Origin of the sequence: Chloroflexus islandicus (assembly GCF_001650695.1) — a bacterium.
Taxonomy (GTDB): Bacteria; Chloroflexota; Chloroflexia; order Chloroflexales; family Chloroflexaceae; genus Chloroflexus; species Chloroflexus islandicus.
In genome coordinates this window covers 75,351-96,995 of record NZ_LWQS01000011.1, presented here as the reverse complement: position 1 = coordinate 96,995, position 21,645 = coordinate 75,351, and the positions used below count along the sequence as shown (strand labels likewise).

Here is a 21,645-nt window from a genome sequence, read left to right as displayed (position 1 = left end):
CGCCAACGCGGGCCAGCCGCGCTGGGCGCGTGGAGTCTGGCGGTACGCTTCCGCTACAGGAGTAAGCCCACATGCTGGAAATTAACGACTTCAACGCCATTCGGATCAGTCTCGCCTCGCCTGAGGATATCCGATCGTGGTCGCACGGCGAAGTCACCAAGCCTGAAACGATCAATTACCGCACGCTCAAGCCTGAGCGCGACGGCTTGTTTTGCGAACGCATCTTTGGCCCGACCAAAGACTGGGAGTGCTTCTGCGGCAAGTACAAGCGCGTGCGCTACAAGGGCGTCGTCTGCGATAAGTGTGGCGTCGAGGTGACGCGGGCTAAGGTGCGCCGCGAGCGCATGGGTCATATCAATCTGGCCTCGCCGGTCAGCCACATCTGGTTTGTCAAAGGCACGCCGTCACGGCTCGGCCTGCTGCTTGACATCTCGCCGCGCAACCTCGAGCGCGTGCTCTATTTCGCCTCGTACATCATCGTCGAGGTGAAAGAGGACATGTTGCAGGTGGCGCGCGAGATGATTCAGGAAGAGTACGCCGCCCGTCGCGAGAAGATCCAGCGCCAAGCCGAAGAGAAGCGGATCGAGCTGAGCACCCAGCTTACGCAAGACCTCGGCGGCATGGAGACGGCTCAGCGCAGCACGCAGCGCCAGATCGAAGAGGAGTACCGCCGGTTGCGCGATGAGATCGCGAATGAGGCCGAGCGGCTGCGCGAGCGGTTGGAAGAGATGAGCGGCACCCTCGCCGACGAAGATGTTATCTTCCGCGGCGTGACGGTGGTCGAAGAGGGTGAGCCGATTAACGACAATACCCTCGACCAGCTCGACGAATTGGTTGAGCAAGAGCTTGAGGTGCTCGAAGAGCGCCGCCGCCGCGATCTGGCCGATGCCGAGATGTTGACTGACGCCGAACGCGAGCGCAAGGCGTATGAGGCGACCCAAGAGCAAGAGCGGTTGCAAGAGCGGCTCCAGCGCGAGCTTGATAATCTCGTGCGCGAAGAGAAGGAGAAGCTCGAACAGCTCGATAGCCTCAAGGTGGGCCGGATCATCACCGAGACTGAGTATCGCCAGTTGCGCGATATTGCCCCCGGTGTCTTCCGCGCCGATATGGGCGCCGGTGCGGTGCGCGAATTGATCGAGCGCACCGTGAATCTCGAAAAGCTGGCCGAGGAACTGCAAATGGAGGTGCAGACCTCGCAGGGCCAGCGCCGCAAGAAGGCGACCAAGCGGCTGCGCGTGGTGGAGGCGTTCCGCAAGAGTGGCAATCGCCCTGAATGGATGATCCTCACCGTGCTGCCGGTGATCCCGCCCGACCTGCGCCCGATGGTGCAGCTCGACGGTGGTCGCTTTGCCACCAGTGACCTGAACGATCTCTATCGCCGGGTGATCAACCGCAACAACCGGCTCAAGCGGCTGATCGAACTGAATGCGCCCGAAATCATCGTGCGCAACGAGAAGCGTATGCTGCAAGAGGCGGTTGACGCGCTGATCGACAACGGTCGCCGCGGGCGTGCTGTGAGCGGCAAGGGCAAGCATCGTCTCAAGAGCTTGAGCGATATGCTCAAGGGCAAGCAGGGCCGCTTCCGCCAGAACCTGCTCGGCAAGCGGGTGGACTATTCGGGCCGCTCGGTGATCGTGGTCGGGCCGAACCTGCAACTGCACCAGTGCGGTCTGCCCAAGAAGATGGCGCTAGAGCTGTTTAAGCCGTTCGTGATGCGCCGGCTGGTCGAGCGGGGTGTGGCCCACAATATCAAGAACGCCAAGCGCGCCGTCGAGCGTGTCCGCCCCGAAGTGTGGGACGCGCTCGAAGAGGTGATTAAAGACTATCTGGTGCTGCTCAACCGCGCGCCGTCGCTGCACCGGCTCTCGATTCAGGCCTTTGAGGCCAAGCTGATCGAGGGGTCGGCCATCCAACTGCACCCGCTCGTCTGCGCCGCGTTTAACGCTGACTTCGACGGCGACCAGATGGCGGTACACGTGCCGCTCTCGCGCAAGGCGCAGGAAGAGGCCCGCACCCGCATGCTGAGCAAGTATAACCTGCTCAGTCCGGCCCACGGCGAACCGATCATTACCCCATCGCAAGACATCGTGCTCGGGTGCTACTACCTGACGATGGTGCGCGATGGTGCGAAGGGGTCGGGCAAGCGCTTCGCTTCGATTGACGAAGCCATGCTGGCCTACGAGAAGGATCTGGTTGATATTCAAGCGCCGATCTGGATCCGGATGAACGGCACGATCTCCGGCAAGAGCGACCGTCCGGTGCGCGAGCTGCCTCCCGCTGCTGACGGGACGCCGCGCATGGTCATTGAGACGACCATCGGGCGGGTGTTGCTCAATAACGAGCTGCAAACGCCGCTGCGCTTCCGCAATCGCCTGATCGACAAGAAGGGTCTCAAGGAGATCATCGCCGATTGCTACCAGTACTACACCAATCTGCGCAACCTGAGCGAAGAGCAGCTCAACGAGGTGCGCGCTTCGCACGGTAATAAGCACGTGCAAGAATTGGCCCGCATCTATGGCTCAGAGATGACCGCACAGCAGGCCGACCGGATCAAGGCGCTCGGCTTCCGCTATGCGACCCTCGGTGGTATGACCATCGGCATTGACGACATCGAAGTGCCGGCCAAGAAGTACGACATTGTGCGCGAGGCCGAGCAACTGGTCGCCGATGTCGAGAAGCAGTTCCGCCGCGGTCTGATCACCGAAGAGGAGCGCTACCAAGAGGTGGTGCGGATCTGGCAAGAGGCGACCAAGCAGACGATCGCCGCCGTGAAGGAGAATCTCAACCCCTTCGGCCCGGTGGCGATGATGTCAACCTCAGGCGCGCGCGGTAACATCAACCAGATTTCGCAGATGGCCGGTATGCGCGGCTTGATGTCTGACCCGACTGGCCGGATCATCGAGTTGCCGATTAAGGCCAACTTCCGCGAGGGCCTCTCGGTGCTCGACTACTTCGTCTCGACCCACGGCGGACGCAAGGGTTTGGCCGACACCGCGCTGCGCACCGCTGACGCCGGTTATCTCACCCGCCGGTTGGTGGATGTGGCGCAAGATGTGATTATCACGATCGAAGACTGCGGCACCGAAGAGGGCTTGTGGCTTCACAGCGCCGACGACAGCGAGCTGATGGAGAAGCTGCAAGTGCGTATGTTGGGCCGCATCCTTGCTGCGCCGATCTATCACAAGACGACCGGTGAATTGATCGCCGATCGCAACACCGAGATTGATGAAGAACTGGCCGCTGTGATCATGGCTTCCGGCCAAGAGTCGGTGTTTGTGCGCTCGCCGTTGACCTGCCAAGCTGAGCATGGTCTGTGCCGGCTCTGCTACGGGCGCAACCTCGCTACCGGCAAGCTGGTTGAAATCGGCGAGGCGGTTGGCATCATCGCCGCCCAATCGATCGGCGAGCCGGGCACCCAGCTCACGTTGCGCACCTTCCACACCGGTGGCGTGGCCTCTGCCGATGACATCACGCAGGGTCTGCCCCGCGTGCAAGAGATCTTCGAGGCGCGCGTGCCGAAGGGCAAAGCGCTGCTGGCTGAGATCGACGGCGTGGTGCAGATTGTGCGTGACGAAGAAGGCGTGCGCACCATCCGCATCGTCTCGACCGATGTCTACACCGACGAATATCCGTTGGGGCGCGGCTTTACGCCAACCATCGAGCACGAGAGCGATGTCTACGAAGGGCAGGTGATCGCCGAAGGGCCGGGTGGCGCGCAGATTGTCGCTCGCCTCACCGGCAAAGCCTTCATCCAACCTGACCGGATCGTGGTCAGTCAGGAAGATCACGAAGAGCGCGAGCTGGTAGCGCCACACAATGCCCGCATCCGGGTGGAAAACGGCGAGCGGGTGATGGCTGGCCAGCAGTTGACCGACGGTAGCGCCAACCCGCAAGAGCTGCTGGAGTTGCAGGGCCGCGAGGCGGTGCAGCGCTATCTGGTCAACGAGGCGCAGAAGGTGTATCGCTCGCAAGGCGTGAACATTAACGACAAGCACATCGAAGTGATTGCGCGCCAGATGCTGCGCCGGGTGCGGATCGAAGAGCCGGGTGACACCGGCCTGCTGCCCGGTGAGCTAATCGACAGCACTGAGTTCCGCCGGCTCAACAACGACATCGTTAGCCAAGGCGGCGATCCGGCGACGGCAGCGACGGTGTTGCTGGGCATTACCAAAGCCTCGCTCAACACCGACAGCTTCCTCTCGGCAGCCTCGTTCCAAGAGACGACGCGCGTGCTGACCGATGCCGCCATTCAGGGCAAGGTCGATTACCTGCGCGGCCTGAAGGAAAATGTCGTCATCGGCAAGCTCATCCCGGCTGGCACCGGCATCGAGAAGCGGCTGGAGCGCCCGCACGAGGATCTGATCAGCGAGATGGCGCGCATGCTCGAAGAGGTGCAGCAGTCCGAGGAGAAGCCGGCGGAAGCGCCACGCGCTGCCCAATTGCCGGACAAGAACGGTCACGCCACGCCGGAAAGCGACAACGATGCCCTGTTACGGGCGCGGCTGGAAGAGCTGTTGTCGGGTGACGGCGACCACGATGAGCCGGAGGACGGCGAGGAAGATTTGCTGTCGTAAGCGTGACGCGCGACGCCATTGGCAGTAGCAGCGGTAGGGGGAAGGGCGACATTGCACGCCCTTTCCCCTTTTTGCTGACCGGTCTCCTCCTGTCATTGCGAGGGCGCGCAGCGCCCGAAGCAATCTCCCGCTGTAGCGAGTGCGATGGCTTGCACGGTCATGACGGGCCGGTAAGGCCATGCCCACGGCGGGCAGGGGTGACTCTCGTTCTCGCGGGAGATTGCTTCGCCGCGCGGGGCAGAGCACCGCTCTGCCCCTCCGCGCGGCTCGCAATGACATGAAGCGACATGCGTTACACTGATAGCGGATTGCACGCCGCAATGTTGTAACTGATCGCACGAACGAGCACAAGGCGTTCGACAACCGTACCACGTATGCCTCACAGCTTCATCAACCTTATCGCCCAAGAATGGCGCGCATTGCGCGCGCCGGCGCTCTGGATAGCGCTGGCCGTCTTCGTCGCGGCGGCGTTGCTCTCAGCCCAATTACCTCGCCAGTACGTGATTGATGTTGGGTACGAAGAGGGGGTAGGCAACGCCGATTTGCCATTCTTGCGCGATTTCAATACTGCCGAAACGGGAGTCAATGGCACGTTTCGGTGGACTGGCGGCAATGCCAAAATCGATCTCCTTGGCTTTGGCGCTCGCGCCGCTATCGTCCAGTTTCGTTGGTTGCCGATTGGTGATGCCATTGCCGATCTCGCGCCGGCTACCTATCAAGTGTGGAGTCATGATCAGCTCATCGCCGAAGTGCCGGTCAGGCGCAGCACCAGCCGCCAATGGCTGCTGCTGCCGGTTGCAGCCGATGGTCATCTCCGCATCCGGCTGGTAAGCGACAGTTTTCAAGTCCCGCCAGACCCACGCTGGTTAAGCGTACCGCTGGAACGCATTCTGATTGTAGCAACACCCGGCGGGTGGGCATGGCCGGCGGTTGACCGGCTGCTGTGGTGGGCCGGGGCCATCGTACTCGGCTGGTTGATACTGGCGCGCACCTTGGTGCAACGGGCCGGGTGGGGGTTCGCAATTGGGGTTAGCGCACTCTGTCTTGCTATCGTGCTCGATCCGGTGCGGTTGGCGTTTGGGGCTGAAGCGGCGTTTGCTGCGCTGGCCCTTGCTTATCCATTGACCATCGCGGTGCAGGCATGGTTGCACAGGCAAGCGTTGCCGGAAGGGATCGGTAACGCGCTGGCGGCTATGGTTGCGATTGCCTTCGCTACCCGGATTGGGGGCCGGCTTTACCCAGAGAGTATGCCCGGCGACATCGGGTTCCACACCAACCGCTTTCACGAAATGCTTGGCGGATTGATTACCATTATCTCGAAGAATCGCGGGGTGGATTTTCCCTATCCGCCGGGGCCATACCTCTTGCTAGCCCCGCTACGGGTATTCGGTCTTGAAACGCCGCTCCTCTTACAGATCGGCGCGGCGCTGGCCGACAGTCTCAGTGTGGTGATCGTCTATTTCATTGCCCGCCGGGTGTTATCACCGCGCATAGCAGTGTTGGCGGCAGGTATCTACATCTTTACCGCCGCCACTTACCTCACCACGTGGTGGTCGTTTGATACGCACATTATCACGCAGGCGCTCTACCTGCTGCTGCTGTGGGGCGTGATTCGGGCGTGGGAAGACTGGCAGGCCGGGCAATACCGCCACGAGTGGATCCTTGGGCTGGCGGCGCTCAGCGCACTGGTCTTTCTCGGCCATTTCGGCTTCCTGATCAGCAGCGGCGCGCTCTTGGGGATGCTGATAGCCATCGTCTGGGTCGCCGGCTGGCGGGGCGCGGCGTGGGTGCGACGGGTGCGCTGGCCGCTAACGATTGCTATCGGCGGCGGCGCCGCGTTTGCAATCATCTTTTTTTACAGCGCCTACCTGCCGCTGTTTCTCGCGCAGCTCGACACGGCGCGGAGCGGCGGGTTAACCGCGGTGGCCGGACGCGGGCCGGTCAGCCGTGAAGTGCTCTGGCGCACTCTCTGGCAGGCGGGTTTGATCGCGCACTATGGGTTGTTACCGGTACCGTTTGCGCTGGCCGGCCTCTGGCTGCTATGGCGCTGGCAGGGGTGGCAGATTACCACCGGTCTGATGGGGTTGAGTTTCATTGTCGCGATCATCTTTGCCGCCTTACCGTTTATCACCCAAGTCTCGAACAGCCCACGCTACCTGATGGCGCTCAGTTGGGCGATTGCTGTGGGCACAGCAGCGGCCAGTGATGCGCTCTGGCGGCGCGGGTGGATGGGGCGCGCAAGTGTGATTGGCGCTGGGATGGTGGTGTTACTTAACACGCTCTGGTACTGGCTCACGCCAATGCTGTGGCGCGCTCGCCCGCCAGAGCCGTTTTGAAATGCCGCCAAGCCAGCGCGTGCATCTGGTATGATGGAGTGAAACAACCGCCAGCGAGCAAAGGAGCGCGCGTATGGTGACAGCGTTTGTGTTCATTACCTGCGAACCGCAACGGATCAGCGACATCGCCCAAGAGGTCGCCGAATTGCCCAATGTCGCCGAAGTCTATTCGGTCACGGGTGACTATGATATTATCGCGGTGTTGCGCGTCAACGACTACGAATCGCTCGACGAGGCGGTGCCGGGAGGCATTGCCCGCATTGCGGGGGTGCGCCACACCACGACAGTACTCGCCTTCCGTCGCTACTCGCGGCGCGACCTTGAAGCCGGGTTCGATATTGGCTTATCGTAATTGTTAGCGAGCTGCAATCCATGTGCTTGACGGCCAGCGGAACGGGTGCTATAATTCGCACAATAGTTCTAGAACGTGCGGGAAAGCTCTCGCTCGGTTCGGTACTGTTGGGACGATGACACACGAGAGACGAGGAGGGTTACGATGGCGAAGGATCTGAACAAAGTGCAACTGACGGGTCATCTCGGCGCCGATCCAGAGATGCGCTACACTGCGCAAGGCAGCGCCGTAACGACCTTCCGGGTGGCGAGCAACCGCACGTGGCGCGACAAAGACGGCAACTCCCACGAAGAGACCGAGTGGTTCCGCATCGTGGCGTGGGATAAATTGGGTGAAATCTGCAATAACTACCTCACCAAAGGCACCCGCGTCTATATCGAGGGGCGGCTGCAAACCCGCAAGTGGACGGATCGCGACGGCCAAGAGCGGTACACCACCGAGGTGATTGCGCAAGATATGATCATTCTCTCGGCTAAGGGCGAGCGCGGGCCGGTACCCGATGCCGAGCCGGTCTACGACGAGCCGGTTGACGAGCCGGTACGCCGTACACCGCCGCCGCCGGCTAGCCCGCGCCCGGCGAACAACAATTCACCCGCGGCGCGCCCGCCGGCCAACCGCGCTCCTGCGCGCAACCAGCCCCAACCGCTGGATGATGAGGATATTCCGTTTTAGGGGATCGATCAGGGGGCGGGTGGAAAACCCGCCCTTACGGGAGATCAGACTGGATGGGGCGGGTGTGAAACCCGCCCTTACAACTTGCTCTGACCAACCTGCGCTGACCCACTCACGCTGACCCACTCACGCTAACCCTATGCGCTGGCTCGCTGCGATCTGCGCGGCTGGCCTTGCCGCCGTGCGCTTCTTTAGTCTGCCATTCGCTGCGGATGGCGGGGTGGTGAGCAATTGGGTTATGTGGCGCAACGCGAGCCATCATTGGGGCGGGGATAGCCGGCTGCTAGCGCTTCAAGAGCGGACAGAACCCGTGAGCGCAGATGTAGTTGATAGCTTGGGGATGCGCCGGTGTGCCCTCACCCCCAGCCCCTCTCCCACTGGCGCGGGAGAGGGGAGTGCAGCGTCGGGCTTTGAGGCATCACACCGCGATCAACGATTATGATCGACCGCATGTTCTGTCCGCTCCTCAACACAGGTGTTCAAGGGCGGACAGACCATCTGTAACCCGGCCCTGAAGGGCCGGGCGGAGGGGTACGACCCGCTGCGCGGGCTGGATCCCTCACCCCTCGGCCCCCGCTGCCACCTGACGGCGGGCGAGGGCGAGACGTGGAGGGGAAGGAACAGACACTGCTCCCGCGGACGACAGCAGCGCCCCTGAGGGGACGGGGGGGAGGGTGAGCTGGCTAACGAGCCGCGCGCAGCGCGGCGAAGCAATCCCCCGCGAGCACGGGATCCGTGCGCTTAGGCATCCGTTCCACTAACGGAGGAGATTGCTTCGGGGGCTATGCCCCCTCGCAATGACAGGTGGGGAGCGGGGCGTTGAGCGGTTACTCCCGCTTCACCCTCTGTCATTGCGAGCCGCGCGCAGCGCGGCGAAGCGATCTCCCGCTGTGGCGGGAGGGGTACGCTGAGCGGTTCCTCTCGCTGAAGGGGGAGATTGCGTGGGGCAAACAACAGGGAACCCGGCCCTGAAGGGCCGGGCGAGGGGTACGACCCGCTGCGCGGGCTGGATCCCTCACCCCCCGGCCTCCGCTGCCACCTGACGGCGGGCGAGGGCGAGACGTGGAGGGGAAGGAACAGACACTGCTCCCGCGGAAGACAGCAGCGCCCCTCTCCCGCGTCGCGGGAGAGGGGACGGGGGGGAGGGTGAGCTGGTGCATCGTAAAGCCATCAACCACATCTACGCTTGTATGTTCTGTTCACCCTTGAACTGCGGAGGGATCTGGGGGCGGGTTGGAAACCCGCCCTGACCGACCTTCTTGCATTGATGATCTCGCTCGCTGCGCTCGGCTCCGTTTGCCGCGCCGTTGTTTGCGCACCTTAGCCTGCCACCCGCTGCGGTGATGGCGGGGTGGTGAGCAACTGAGTCATTTGGCGCAACTCAAGCCACCATTGCTCGCGGGGGCGGGAATAGACCGGATCCATCATTCGCGGCATGTCATCGAGCGGGTGGAATTGCACCTTACCGCCACGATAGCCGATAAATGCACCCACCGGCTGGCGTTGATCGGCGTGTTCGATCAGAAAATCGATACAACGCACGGCTAAGCGGGTAGCTTGGATGCGGTCAAAGGGCGATGGATCGCCGCCTTGTTGCAAGTGGCCGAGGATCGCTTGTCGCACCTCGAACAGCTTGCCGCCCTCTTCCTCAAACAACGAGCAGATAAACGAGGTGGTGTAGACCGGATTAGCCTTTTCGTTGCGAATGATTAAGCTCAGCCGTTTGCCGCGCCGGAACCAGTTCGTCATCTCGTCGAGATCGGCTTGCAAGGTGCGCAAGCTAATCCCCTCTTCGGGTAAATAGACCCGCTCGGCCCCGGTCGCTAGCCCGCTCATCAGGGCCAGATAGCCGCAGTCGCGACCCATCACCTCAACCACAAAACAGCGGCGCGAGGCGACTGCCGATTGCTTGATCCGGTCGATCGCATGCACAATGCTGTTCAGCGCTGTATCAGCGCCGAGGCTCAACTCAGAGCCGGGCAGATTGTTGTCAATGGTGGCCGGCAGGCAGATGATCGGAATGTTGAAGGCCGGAAAGATATGGCGCTCGCTGTAGATTTTGTAGGCGGCCTGATAACCGGCCCAGCCTCCGATCATCAAGATGCCGTCAATCCCGAAGCGCTCGATATTGCGCGCGATCTGGTACAGCTCGCTGCCCTGCGGGATCTTGCGGTTGGTACCCAGCTCAGCTCCGCCCATCGTCGCCCAACCACTCACACTCATCCAATCCATCTCGAAGAGATCGCCATCGATCAGGCCCTGAAACCCGTTGCGCACACCGAGGATAGTGTGGCCGCGATCAATCCCAATCCGCACGGCAGCCCGCACCGCCGTGTTCATCCCCGGCGCTGGGCCGCCGCTGTGCATGACCGCAAAGCGATAGCCCCGCCGTACGCGATCGGGGGGCGATGGCTGTGATTGGATAAGCGTGCCGAGGGTGCGATAGGCTTCGACAAAGCTGTTGCCGCGCAGCGCCATCGCGCGTTCGTAATCGTGCTGGGCAATCGCTTCGGCTACCTGCCGGGTATCGGTGACGCAGGTCATCAGCGGCAACCGCACCACCCGATTTTCGCGCAAGCCGATCAACTTCGGCTCGGCCTCTGGGCCGGCAGCCAGCAGTTCTTCGACCGCCGTCGCGCCAAGCAGCGAACTCATCCAGCGGTCGAAGGCGCTCGGCGCGCCACCGCGTTGCACGTGACCGAGAATGGTCACTCGCGTATCTTCGCCGAGCCGTTCTTCGAGCACTTTCCTGACATACGAGGCGGTGATCGGTTTACCGTGGCGATCACAGGCTCCTTCGGCCACGACTACAATGCTATCGCGCCGGCCATGCTCGCGCCCGATCCGCAGCACATCGCACATGTGCTTTTCCCAATCATCCATCTGCGGTGGCATTTCCGGGATCAGCGCCCAATCAGCGCCGCCGGCGATCGCCCCCATCAAGGCCAGATAGCCGCAATTGCGGCCCATCACCTCGATCACAAAGGTGCGCTGATGGCTGGCCGCCGTCGAGCTGATCGCATCAATCGCCTCGGTAATCCGGTGCAGGGCGGTATCGGCGCCGATCGTCATATCGGTGCCGCAAAAGTCGTTGTCAATACTGCCGACAATCCCGACAATGCGCAGATGGGGGTGAGCCGTTGCCTGCGCGCTGCTCACCTCGCCCGCTTCGACCAGCTCGGCGACCAGCTCTGGCCACTCGCGGCGAAAGAGGTCGGCCCCGGTCAGGCTACCGTCACCGCCGATAATCACGAGCCGGTCAATACCGAGCGCAAGCAGATTAGCCGCCGCCCGCCGGCGACCCTCGCGGGTGCGAAACTCGGCGCTGCGGGCGGTGCCGATGATCGTACCGCCGCGATGGATAATCCCGCCGACCGAACTCCAATCCATACGACGGATGAGCTTGCCGCCTTGGATCAGCCCCTGATAGCCTTCGTAAATCGCGTATACCTCACAGCCACGGCTAATGCCGGTGCGCACGACGGCCCGTACCGCCGCGTTCATGCCCGGCGCATCGCCGCCGCTGGTCAACACCCCGATGCGAATCGTTGTGTCTGTCATAGTGCCCCTCGCCTTTCTGGCGGATAGCGACTTGGTTGCATGCGCAAGTATATCACAGGGGCGGGAAAGGATGCCAAGCCCGGTAACGCAGAGGCGCAGGAGAGCCGGACGGCTGTCCGGCTCCGCCAAGGCGCAGAGAGTTTTAAACGCAAAGGCGCGAAGGGCGCAGGAGAGCCGGACGGCTGTCCGGCTCCGCCAAGGCGCAGAGAGTTTTAAACGCAAAGGTGCGAAGGGCGCAGGAGAACCGGACGGCTGTCCGGTTCCGCAAAGGCGCAGAGAGTTTTAAACGCAAAGACGCGAAGGGCGCAGAGGGCGCAGAGATTTGTTGGGGGTTAGGCGCAAGCGTGCGCTGGGACTATCCGTTCAACCATTCCGCCTATTGCAACTTTAATCCTGCATACCCTCCATTTGCGGTGGTTGTGATCAACTCAACCATTGCGCCTGTTGCAACCACGATTTGATTGACGCCGGTCACTCCTTGCGTTATGCAGTTGTGATCAACTCAATCATTGCGCCTGTTGCAACCACTCTCTATGTGGACACTCGCCCAACTTTGCTATATCTCGGCATTGCTACGTTCACCGTCATCTGTTTCGCTTATCTAAGACATAGTGTCATTTTTACTCATCCCTCTTGACTTTGCGCCTGAATGCAGTAGAATGAGGGCATGAACCGCATGCTTGCACTGCTGAGGAAGAATGGCGATGAACCACCAGCAGTTTACGATTAAGGGTTTGGATTGCCCCGATTGCGCGCGTTCGGTTGAGCGCGGTGTGGCCCGGCTGGAAGGGGTGACGTTGTGCAGTCTGAATTTCACCACCGAGACGTTGCACGTCACCGGTGATGTAGAGCCGGACGCGGTGATTGCGCGGGTGCGCGAGTTGGGGTATGACGTGGCGCCGGTTGTGAAGGCGCAGCCGGAGCCGCCGCCGACCTTGCTCCGCTTTATGCTGAGCCGGCGCGAGACGCAGTTGGCGTTGATCGGGTTGTTGCTCGTGTTGCCGGGGATTGTGCTGCACGAGGTGTTGCGGTGGGAGGCGTGGTGGATTGATGGGTTGGCGTTGGGGGGCTTGGCGCTGGTGGGGCCGTTGGTGGCACGTAATGCGTGGCGCACGCTACGCACGAACCGCGAGGTGAGCATTGATGCGCTGATGACGATTGCCGCCGTTGGGGCGGTGATCATTGGTGCGTATGTCGAGGCGGGGTTGGTGATGGTGCTGTATGCGATCGGTGAGGCGCTGGAGGGCTACACGGCGAGCCGCGCGCGCCATGCCATTCGCAGCCTGTTGGAGTTGACCCCGCCGACGGCAACCTTGCTCACCGCTACGGGTGAGCAGGTTGTGCCGGTGGCGGCGTTGCGACCCGGCGACCGGATTGTGATCAAACCCGGCGAGCGGATCCCGGTCGATGGCACGGTGGCCGCTGGGAGTTCGCTGGTCAATCAGGCCCCAATTACCGGTGAGAGCCGGTTGATCGAGCGGGGTGTGGGTGATGCGCTGTTTGCGGGAACGATGAATGGGGAGGGGAGTCTGGAGGTGATCGTTGCGCGGCCCGCCGCCGAGAGTGCGGTGGCGCGCATGATCCATCTGGTGCAAGAGGCGCAAGAGCGGCGCGCGCCGGTGCAGCGGTTTGTCGATCGCTTCGCCCGATACTATACGCCGCTGGTGGTGGCGCTGGCGGCGCTGGTAGCGGTTGTGCCGCCGCTCTTGTTTGGCCAGCCGTTCTGGAATCCCGCACCCGATACGTTTGGCTGGCTCTACCGCGGTCTGGCGCTGCTGGTGGTGGCGTGCCCGTGCGCGCTTGTGATCAGCACCCCGGTGAGCATTGTCAGCGCCCTTAGTGCGGCGGCCCGCCACGGGGTGTTGATTAAGGGTGGCGCCTACCTTGAGACGCTGGCGCGGGTGAAGACGGTGGCGGTGGATAAGACCGGCACGTTGACGACCGGTAAGCCGGCAGTAGTGGCGTTACGTGCAGTGGGATGCAGTGCGCCTGATGCTGCGCCGGTCGGGCATTGTGCGGCCTGCGATGAATTGCTGGCGCTGGCCGGCGCGGTCGAGCGCCGTTCCGAGCATCCGCTGGCCCACGCAATTGTGAGTGCGGCTGCCAGCCGCGGCCTGCCTTTGCCGCCAGCCGAGCAGGTGCGGGCATTGGTGGGCAAGGGTGTGCAGGGGGTGGTGAACGGCAATGAGGTGCTGATCGGCAGCCATCGGGTGTTTGATCAGACATTGGCCCACGATGAATGGCACTGTCTTGCCGCAAAGCATGATAGCCAGCTTGGGCGCACGCCGCTAATGGTCGGGGTTGATGGCCGGTATCGCGGCACCATTACCGTCGCCGATACGGTGCGCGCAGAGAGCCGTAGTGCGATTGCCGCCTTGCGCGATCAAGGTCTGCGGGTGGTGATGTTGACTGGTGACGAACCGGCGACTGCCGAGCGAATTGCCGGCGAACTCGGTGTGGACGAGGTGCGGGCCGGCCTGTTGCCGGAAGACAAGGCGCAGGCGGTGAGCGAGCTGCGCCAGCCTGACAGTGCAGTCGCGATGGTCGGCGATGGCATCAACGATGCGCCGGCGCTGGCGAGCGCCGATGTCGGCATCGCGATCGGCGCTGACGCCGGCGGCACGACGCAGGCAATGGAGACCGCCGATATCACGTTGCTCGGCGGCGATTTGCGCCAGTTGCCGTTTGCGGTGGCGCTCAGCCGGCGGACCATGCGCACCATTGCGGCGAATGTCGCGTTTAGCATTGGCATCAAGCTGCTGTTTATCGCGCTGGTGCTGGTTGGTCTCAGCACGATGTGGATGGCGGTGTTGGCCGATGTGGGGGCGTCGTTATTGGTGACGTTGAACGGCATGCGGTTGTTGGGGTTCCGGGGGCAGTCGTAGGGGCACGTAGGGGCACGGTAGGGGCACAGCAGCGCTGTGCCCCTACCGTGCCCCGCCCTTACGACCGGGCGAAATGGTGGATGAGGCGGCCCATCCATTGCATCGCGCGCCAATAATCGGCCACGCGGATGTTTTCATTGGGGGAATGGACGCGGGTGCCGTGATAGCCGCAGCCGGCGCCGCTGGCGACTGGCGTGCCGAGCGCGGTGCAGAGCGGGTAGATCGGGCCGGTGCCGGCCATGGTCGGGTAGAGGATCGGTTCGCTGCTGTACACCTCACGCGCCGAGGCGACGGCGGCTTGCACAATCGCCGCATCAAGCGGGCCGCGGGCCGGGTGTTCGCCGCCGAGATCGATAATCTCGATGTCGCTGAAACCCTCGGCGTCGAGATGGCGGCGCAACTGGTGCAACACCTCAGCCGGTTCCATATCGGGCACCAGCCGGAAGTCGATCTTGGCCCGCGCTTCATTCGGCAGCACCGTCTTGCTGCCCTCGCCGGTGTAGCCGCTGACCAACCCGCAGATGGTGCAGGTCGGCTCAAACAAATGGCGGCGCAGCCGCTCGATCCCGCGCACGCCATCGAGAAACTCGCTCAAGCCAAAATCGGCCAGCAACTCGTTGTCGTTCGCCGGAATGGTGGCCAACGCCGCTAGATCGGCCTCGGTGGCCGGGCGCACCCGATCGTAGAAGCCGGGAATGCGCACCCGTCCATCGGGGCCTTTGAGCGTATTGAGCGCCCACGTTAGCCGCCACGCCGGGTTGGGCACGAAGGTGGCATACGACGAGTGCAGATCATAGCTGGCGCCGCGCGCCACCAACTCGACATATTGAATGCCCTTGGCGCCGCAGGTGACGGTGGGCCGCTCGCTCAGATCAACGCCGCCGGTTTCCCAAAGGCAGCCGTCGGCGCGCAGCAGATCGGCGTAGTCGCGGCAAATGGCCGGCAAGGTGCGCGAACTGGTCTCTTCTTCGCCTTCGATGGCAAAGATGATTTTGATCGGGAGCTCGCCTTGGGTCGCCAGCCATGCCTCGATCGCTTGGATGCGCAGCATCAAGTTGCCTTTGTTGTCAGCCACCCCGCGCCCGTACCACTTCCCATCGCGCTCGGTTAACTCAAAGGGCGGGCTATCCCACAGCTCTAGCGGTTCCGCCGGCTGCACATCGTAGTGGTCGTAGATCAGCAGGGTGCGCGGGCCGTTGCCGATGGTGGCATACACCATCGGGTTGCCGCCATCAGCGGTCAGCAAACGGGTTTCGGCCCCAAGGTGGCGCAACCGCTGCGCGACGAACTCTGCGGTTTCGGCAATGCCGCGATTTTGGGCCGCGACTGAGGGTAAGCGGATCAGATCGGCCAATTCGGCGCGAAAACGCGCCCGGTGGGTGTCGATGTAGGCGGCAAAACGTTCCATGATAGTTGCTCCGTCCAATATTCGGTGTCACGCCGGTATTATAAGCCAATATGGCAGCTACGCGCGGTTGCCGATCTCGGCATATACTGCTTCGATCCGATCCAGCATCCGTTCAAGGCGGAATTCAGCCATGGCCCGTTCGCGTCCGGCCATTCCCAACGCGCGGGCGCGAGCTGGGTTGGCGAACAGCTCGGCCAATGCGCGGGCCAGCGCCGGCGGGTCATCGGGCGGCACAACGAAACCAGTGCGGCCATGGATGGTCACATAGCTGGTGCCGGTGCCTAATTCGGTGCAGATCACCGGCAAGCCGGCCATTTGGGCTTCGATCTGAACCGCGCCGAAGGCTTCGCTACGAGCGACCGACGGCAAGACAAAGACATCAGCGATCGCGTAGAGCGCGCGCAGCGTCGCGTTGTCAACTGCGCCGAGCACATGCACTCGCTCGCCTACCCCTAATGCGTTCGCTAACCGAACGAGATCGCTGCCGCGCACGGTGGCATCCCCGCCGGCAATGATCGCATGGCCGCGCGGGAGCAGTGCAATCGCGCGCACGAGCCGATCGACGCCTTTGTAGTAGCGCAGCCGGCCAACGAAGAGCGCATTGGGGCCGGGGAAGCGGCGGCGCATGTCAGCGACCAGCGCCGGATCGGGCAAGGGCAGCGGCGGCAGGCCGAACGGTACGACCCGCACCCGTTCGCGGTGGTGGGCCAGCCATAGCGATGATTGCATGAGCGCTGGGCTACCGGTAATGATGCAGGCAGCGCGGCGCAAGGTGTGATGGATAAGTGGCGCCGTGAGCGCACCGAGTACGCGTTGGCGCACGATGTCACTGTGGTAGGTGACAACGAGCGGCGCGCGCGTGGCCAGCAAGGCGAGATCACCGACCGGATATGGGTGGTGGAAGTGGATCAGGTCGGGCCGGCAGCGGGCGGCCTGCCAGAGCAGGGCGGGGCTCAGCGGCGCGCGGGCCAGCGTGAGCAGGCGGGGTGTGGCGATGAGTTCCACCCCGTTGCGCCATTCGTGCCGGCCTTGGCTCCCCGGTGCGACATAGAGCACTGTCACCCGGTGACCACGCGCGGCTAATCCTTCGCTGAGCAGTTGTAGATGGCCTTCGATGCCGCCGTGTACCGGCGGGTAGTCTTTGTAGATCTGCAAGATGTGCATAGAGCGAATGATACACGCAAAAACGGTTAACGCAAAGGCGCAGTAGAGCCGGACGGCTGTCCGGCTCCGCAAAGGCGCAGAGGTTTTTAGGTAGCCCCCACCCCAGCCCTCCCCCGCTGGGGGAGGGAGTCGCACGCTTCCCGCCAGAAGGGGCTATCGGAGTGCTCCCATCCCTCCACGTCCTCCGCGCCCTCTGCGGTAAAACAGGCGCAAAGGGGGCAAAGGCGCAGAGAGGTAAAACGCAAAGGCGCGAAGGACGCGGAGGGCGCAGAGGGTTTTTGGGTTGCCCCCACCCCAGCCCTCCCCCGCTGGGGGAGGGAGTCGCACGCTTCTCGCCGGAAGACGCGCACTCGCTTCCATCCCTCCGCGCCCTCGGCGGTAAAACAGGCGCAAAGGGTGCAAAGACGCAGAGGGGTAAAACGCAAAGGCGCGAAGGCCGCAGAGCGCGCAGAGGGGTTTTGGGTAGCCCCCACCCCAGCCCTCCCCCGGCTGGAGGAGGGAGACGCACGCTTCTCGCTGGAAGATGCGCACTCATTCCCATCTCTCGGCGTCCTCCGCGCCCTCGGCGGTAAAAAAGACGCAAAGCGTGCATGGGGTTCGGGGACGTTTCTATTCCAGCGCTATCGCTTGGTTGCCGACGCGCTTGCTGCGCATACTCGCGAATTGGTGTACAATAGAGTAACAACTCAATACGCAACCTTCGGGGCAGGGTGAGTCTGAGGTTCGCCAGTGCGTGAACAGCAGGCAATTCCCGATCGGTGGTATAGCCCACGAGCGGATTGTCCTGATCGGCAATCTGCACGATCCGGTGAAACTCCGGGGCCGACCGTATAGTCGGGATAAAAGAAGGGTTCGCTGCAACGTACTGCTCTACGCGCTTTTCGTAGGGCTGTGTTGCGCATGATTGGCATGCCCCGAACACATCGTTTGTTCGGGGTTTTTGATTGAACGCGGCAGTCACTCGTCTGCCGGACGTTCTGATTCACGTTGCCCCGAAGGAACAAGGTTCGCCAGAACGTTCCTTTGGGGTTTCGTTATGTCTGCGCAACACCTGAACTACATGCGCCGCGCGCTCGAACTTGCGCGGCAGGCGGAAGGCCGCACTAGTCCAAACCCCATGGTCGGCGCCGTCATCGTGAAGAATGGGCACATCGTTGGCGAAGGCTATCACCAGCGGGCTGGCGCGCCCCATGCCGAGATTGAGGCTTTGCGCGCCGCTGGTGAAGCCGCGCGCGGAGCGACGATGTATGTCTCGCTGGAACCGTGCGCGCATTATGGCCGGACGCCACCATGCACTGATGCGCTGATCGCCGCCGGTATTGCTGAGGTTTACTACGCTATCGGCGACCCGAACCCGCGGGTGAATGGCAAAGGCCATGCCCAACTCGCCGCCGCCGGCATTCGGGTGCAGCACGGTCTCTGCGCTGACGAGGCCTACCACCTCAATCGCGCTTATTTCAAGCATATCACCACCGGCCAGCCATTCGTAACCGCCAAGTTCGCGATGAGCCTCGATGGCAAGATCGCCACCGTCACCGGTCAGTCGCGCTGGATCAGCAATCTGGCGTCGCGCCAGCGGGTGCATGCGCTGCGGAATGTCACCGATGCCGTGCTGGTGGGGGCGGGAACGGTGATGGCCGATAACCCCTCTCTCACCACGCGCTTGACCGGCGATCAGCCGGGTGCGCCGCATGACATTCGCCATCCGGTACGCATCATCGCCGATAGTCGCGGGCGGGTGCCGCTTTCGGCCAAGGTGTTCGATCCGGCGTTGCCCGGCCAGACGGTGTTGGCGACGACAGCGCATGCGCCTGCTGATCATCGCTGCGCCTTGGCGACGCGCGGGGTTGAGGTGTGGGTGTTGCCCGCCGATGAGCAGGGCCGGGTAAGCCTGCCGGCATTGCTGGCGGAAATAGGTCGCCGCGGCTTCACCAGCCTCTTGGTCGAGGGGGGTGGCGAACTGCTTGGCGCGCTCTTCGCGGCTCGCTTGGTGGATCGGGTGGGGGTCTTTATCGCACCCGTGATCATCGGTGGTCGCGATGCGCCGGGGCCAGTGGGAGGGTTGGGTTTTGCGACGCTGGCGCAGGCGGTGCGGTTAGCACAGCTCCAGCTTGAACCGATCGCAACCGATGCTTCGTCAGCGCCTGATATGTGGATTCAGGCCGATGTGATCTATCCAGAGGGGTAACGATGTTTACCGGCATTATCGAGGAGATTGGGATCGTTGAACGGTTAGGTCAAGTCGAAGACGGCTGGTCGTTGACGGTGCAAGCCGCGACGGTGCTGGAAGGAACTGCTTTGGGGCACAGCATTGCCGTGAATGGCGCGTGTCTCACGGTTACGGCACTGACCGACCGCAGCTTTACGGTTGGGCTCTCGCCAGAGACGCTGCGCCGGACGAACCTTGGTGAGGTGCAACCCGGTGATGGGGTCAATCTGGAACGCTCGCTGGCGGCCAATGGCCGGATTGGCGGCCATTTTGTGCAGGGCCATGTTGATGGTACCGGTGTGATCCGGTCGTTCCACCCGGAAGGCGATTCGCTTTGGGTCACGGTTGAGGCTGAGCCGGCCTTGCTGCGCTATATCGTGCCGAAAGGCTACATTGCAGTTGATGGCACGAGTCTCACGGTGGTGGATGTGCTGCCCGATGCGTTCACATTTATGTTGGTCGCTTACACCCAACAGCACATTACCTTGCCGCGCAAGCCGGTGGGTAGTCGGGTCAATCTCGAAGTGGATGTGTTAGCTAAGTACGTGGAAAAGTTTCTTGGGGAGGCGCCGTATGCCATTCGCGAGCGTTGAAACCGCTATCGCCGATATGCGGGCCGGTACGTTTGTGATAATCGTTGATGATGAAGACCGGGAGAACGAGGGTGATTTGGCGATTGCCGCCGAATATGCCACCCCACAGGCGATTAACTTTATGGCGCGGGAAGGGCGCGGCCTAATCTGCGTCGCGATGACCGGCGAGCGACTCGACGAGCTGCGGATTCCGCTGATGGTTCCTCCCACCGAGAATACCACTCGCTTCGGTACCGCCTTCACTGTTTCAGTTGAAGCGCGACGTGGCGTAACGACCGGCATCTCAGCGTTCGATCGCGCCACCACCATCCGTACCCTGATTGATCCGGCGACCCGGCCCGAAGACCTCGCCCGGCCCGGCCATGTCTTTCCCCTCCGCGCCGCTGCCGGCGGGGTGTTGGTGCGGCCCGGCCAGACCGAGGCTTCGCTTGATCTGGCGCGACTGGCTGGGTTGTACCCGGCAGCGGTGATTTGCGAAATCATGAACCCCGACGGCACGATGGCGCGGCTGCCTGACCTTGAAGCGTTTGCTGATCATCACGGTCTTTCAATCGTGTCGATCGCCAGCCTCATCGCTTATCGCTACCGCACCGAAACGGTTGTCCGCCCGGTGGCTGAAACGAGCTTGCCGACCGCGTATGGCTCGTTTCGCCTGATTGCGTTTGAGCACATCTTCACCGCTGAAACCCATCTCGCTTTGATCTACGGCACTGCCAACGGGAGTCTCCCGCTTGTGCGGCTGCATTCCGAATGCCTGACCGGTGATGCGCTCGGTTCGCAACGGTGCGATTGCGGCGCGCAGTTAGCTGCGGCGCAACAGCAGATTGCCAAGGCAGGCTACGGAGCCATTCTCTATCTGCGCCAAGAAGGGCGCGGCATTGGCTTGCTCAACAAGTTGCGCGCCTACTCCCTGCAAGATCACGGGTTGGATACGGTCGAAGCCAATCGCCACTTAGGTTTGCCGGTTGATGCGCGCGACTATGGCGTTGCGGCCCAAATGCTACGTTGTCTGGGTATGGAAGAAGTGCGCTTACTGACGAACAATCCGGCCAAGATCGCCGGTCTCGAACGGTACGGCGTGGCGGTGCGCGAACGGATTCCGCTGCACATTCCGCCAACCGGCGCTAACCGGCGTTATTTGGCGGCGAAGCGGGCGAAATTGGGTCATCTGCTCCCTGATGATGATACGGAGAGTGTGTTTGGAGGCAACAATGGCTGTCACGTTTGAAGGCCATCTGGTTGGTACCGGCTTGCGATTCGGGATCGTGATCTCGCGCTTTAACGACACGATTGGGCGCGAGTTACTGCGAGGCGCGATGGATACGCTCACCCGGCATGGCGTCTCTCACGATGACATCGATCTGGCGTGGGTGCCGGGGGCGTTTGAGCTGCCGCTAGTGGCGAAGCGGATGGCGCAACGCAAGCGTGCGGCTGGCGATCGCCCATATTATGATGCGGTGATCTGTCTTGGCGTGGTCATTCGCGGCGCGACGAGCCATTTCGAGTATGTGGCGGGGCAAGCTGCCGGCGGAATTGCTGCCGCGGCGTTGGCGACTGAGGTGCCGATTGTGTTTGGTGTGCTGACCACCGAGACCATTGAGCAGGCGATTGAACGGGCCGGTACCAAGGCGGGAAATCGCGGCGCCGAGGCGGCGTTGGCTGCTATCGAGATGGCTAATCTGCTGCGGGAGATTGACGGTTGTCCGGCGCCATAAAGGCGCAGTAGAGCCGGACGGCTGTCCGGCTCGCCACGTGCCGGCGCTATCGTTGTGTCAAGTTAACCAGCCATAAAGGCGCAGTAGAGCCGGACGGCTGTCCGGCTCCGCAAAGGCGCAGAGATGGGAAACGCAAAGGCGCAAAGGGCGCAGAGGGTTTTTGGGTTGCCCCCACC

12 protein-coding genes and 1 riboswitch are annotated in these 21,645 nt (G+C 62.6%); of the genes, 9 read left to right on the top strand and 3 right to left on the bottom strand.

What is annotated here, in order from left to right; all coding sequences use genetic code 11:
- The first annotated feature begins 71 nt into the window (after positions 1-71).
- The 4 genes from rpoC (at position 72) to A6A03_RS00385 (ending at position 7,934) form a co-directional block, all read left to right on the top strand.
- Positions 72-4,574 (top strand): DNA-directed RNA polymerase subunit beta', encoded by a 4,503-nt coding sequence (rpoC, locus tag A6A03_RS00400; RefSeq protein ID WP_066782485.1) that lies wholly within the window; start codon positions 72-74, stop codon positions 4,572-4,574.
- A 374-nt stretch (positions 4,575-4,948) separates the two neighbouring features.
- A complete protein-coding gene (locus A6A03_RS00395; RefSeq protein WP_066782483.1) occupies positions 4,949-6,910 on the top strand; it encodes a glycosyltransferase family 39 protein in 1,962 nt (653 codons plus the stop codon).
- Between the two features lie 73 nt (positions 6,911-6,983).
- Complete coding sequence (locus A6A03_RS00390; RefSeq protein ID WP_066782481.1) at positions 6,984-7,262, top strand: Lrp/AsnC family transcriptional regulator; 279 nt, start codon at positions 6,984-6,986, stop codon at positions 7,260-7,262.
- A 144-nt stretch (positions 7,263-7,406) separates the two neighbouring features.
- Positions 7,407-7,934, top strand: a complete 528-nt coding sequence (locus A6A03_RS00385; protein ID WP_066782478.1) for a single-stranded DNA-binding protein — start codon at positions 7,407-7,409, stop codon at positions 7,932-7,934.
- A gap of 1,320 nt (positions 7,935-9,254) precedes the next feature.
- On the opposite strand, the gene A6A03_RS00380 is transcribed toward A6A03_RS00385, so the two are convergent.
- On the bottom strand, positions 9,255-11,495 hold the full coding sequence (locus A6A03_RS00380) for a 6-phosphofructokinase (protein WP_066782476.1): 2,241 nt from the start codon (positions 11,493-11,495) through the stop codon (positions 9,255-9,257).
- Between the two features lie 704 nt (positions 11,496-12,199).
- Between A6A03_RS00380 and A6A03_RS00375 the strand changes: the two genes are divergently transcribed.
- Complete coding sequence (locus tag A6A03_RS00375) at positions 12,200-14,380, top strand: heavy metal translocating P-type ATPase (RefSeq protein WP_066782474.1); 2,181 nt, start codon at positions 12,200-12,202, stop codon at positions 14,378-14,380.
- Positions 14,381-14,438: 58 nt separating this feature from the next.
- Here A6A03_RS00375 and A6A03_RS00370 read toward each other — a convergent pair whose 3' ends face one another.
- Together A6A03_RS00370 and A6A03_RS00365 are read right to left on the bottom strand one after the other, a co-directional pair.
- Positions 14,439-15,788, bottom strand: coding sequence for a M20 family metallopeptidase (locus A6A03_RS00370; protein WP_066782472.1), 1,350 nt, complete (start codon positions 15,786-15,788; stop codon positions 14,439-14,441).
- A 57-nt stretch (positions 15,789-15,845) separates the two neighbouring features.
- Positions 15,846-16,952, bottom strand: a complete 1,107-nt coding sequence (locus A6A03_RS00365) for a glycosyltransferase (RefSeq protein ID WP_066782470.1) — start codon at positions 16,950-16,952, stop codon at positions 15,846-15,848.
- A gap of 692 nt (positions 16,953-17,644) precedes the next feature.
- A riboswitch (FMN riboswitch) is annotated at positions 17,645-17,807 on the top strand.
- Positions 17,808-17,988: 181 nt separating this feature from the next.
- Between A6A03_RS00365 and ribD the strand changes: the two genes are divergently transcribed.
- The 4 genes from ribD to ribH are packed head-to-tail and all read left to right on the top strand — an operon-like array spanning position 17,989 to position 21,469.
- Entirely contained in the window at positions 17,989-19,140 is a 1,152-nt protein-coding gene (gene ribD / locus A6A03_RS00360) for a bifunctional diaminohydroxyphosphoribosylaminopyrimidine deaminase/5-amino-6-(5-phosphoribosylamino)uracil reductase RibD (RefSeq protein WP_082908879.1), read from the top strand.
- A gap of 2 nt (positions 19,141-19,142) precedes the next feature.
- Entirely contained in the window at positions 19,143-19,754 is a 612-nt protein-coding gene (locus A6A03_RS00355; protein ID WP_066782468.1) for a riboflavin synthase, read from the top strand.
- Positions 19,735-20,982: a bifunctional 3,4-dihydroxy-2-butanone-4-phosphate synthase/GTP cyclohydrolase II gene (locus A6A03_RS00350; protein WP_066782466.1), complete on the top strand. Its 1,248-nt coding sequence runs from the start codon at positions 19,735-19,737 to the stop codon at positions 20,980-20,982. Before A6A03_RS00355 ends, A6A03_RS00350 begins: the two co-directional genes overlap by 20 nt.
- Positions 20,966-21,469 (top strand): 6,7-dimethyl-8-ribityllumazine synthase, encoded by a 504-nt coding sequence (ribH, locus tag A6A03_RS00345; protein ID WP_066782462.1) that lies wholly within the window; start codon positions 20,966-20,968, stop codon positions 21,467-21,469. The genes A6A03_RS00350 and ribH overlap by 17 nt, the downstream gene beginning before the upstream one ends.
- The last annotated feature ends 176 nt before the right edge of the window (positions 21,470-21,645 follow it).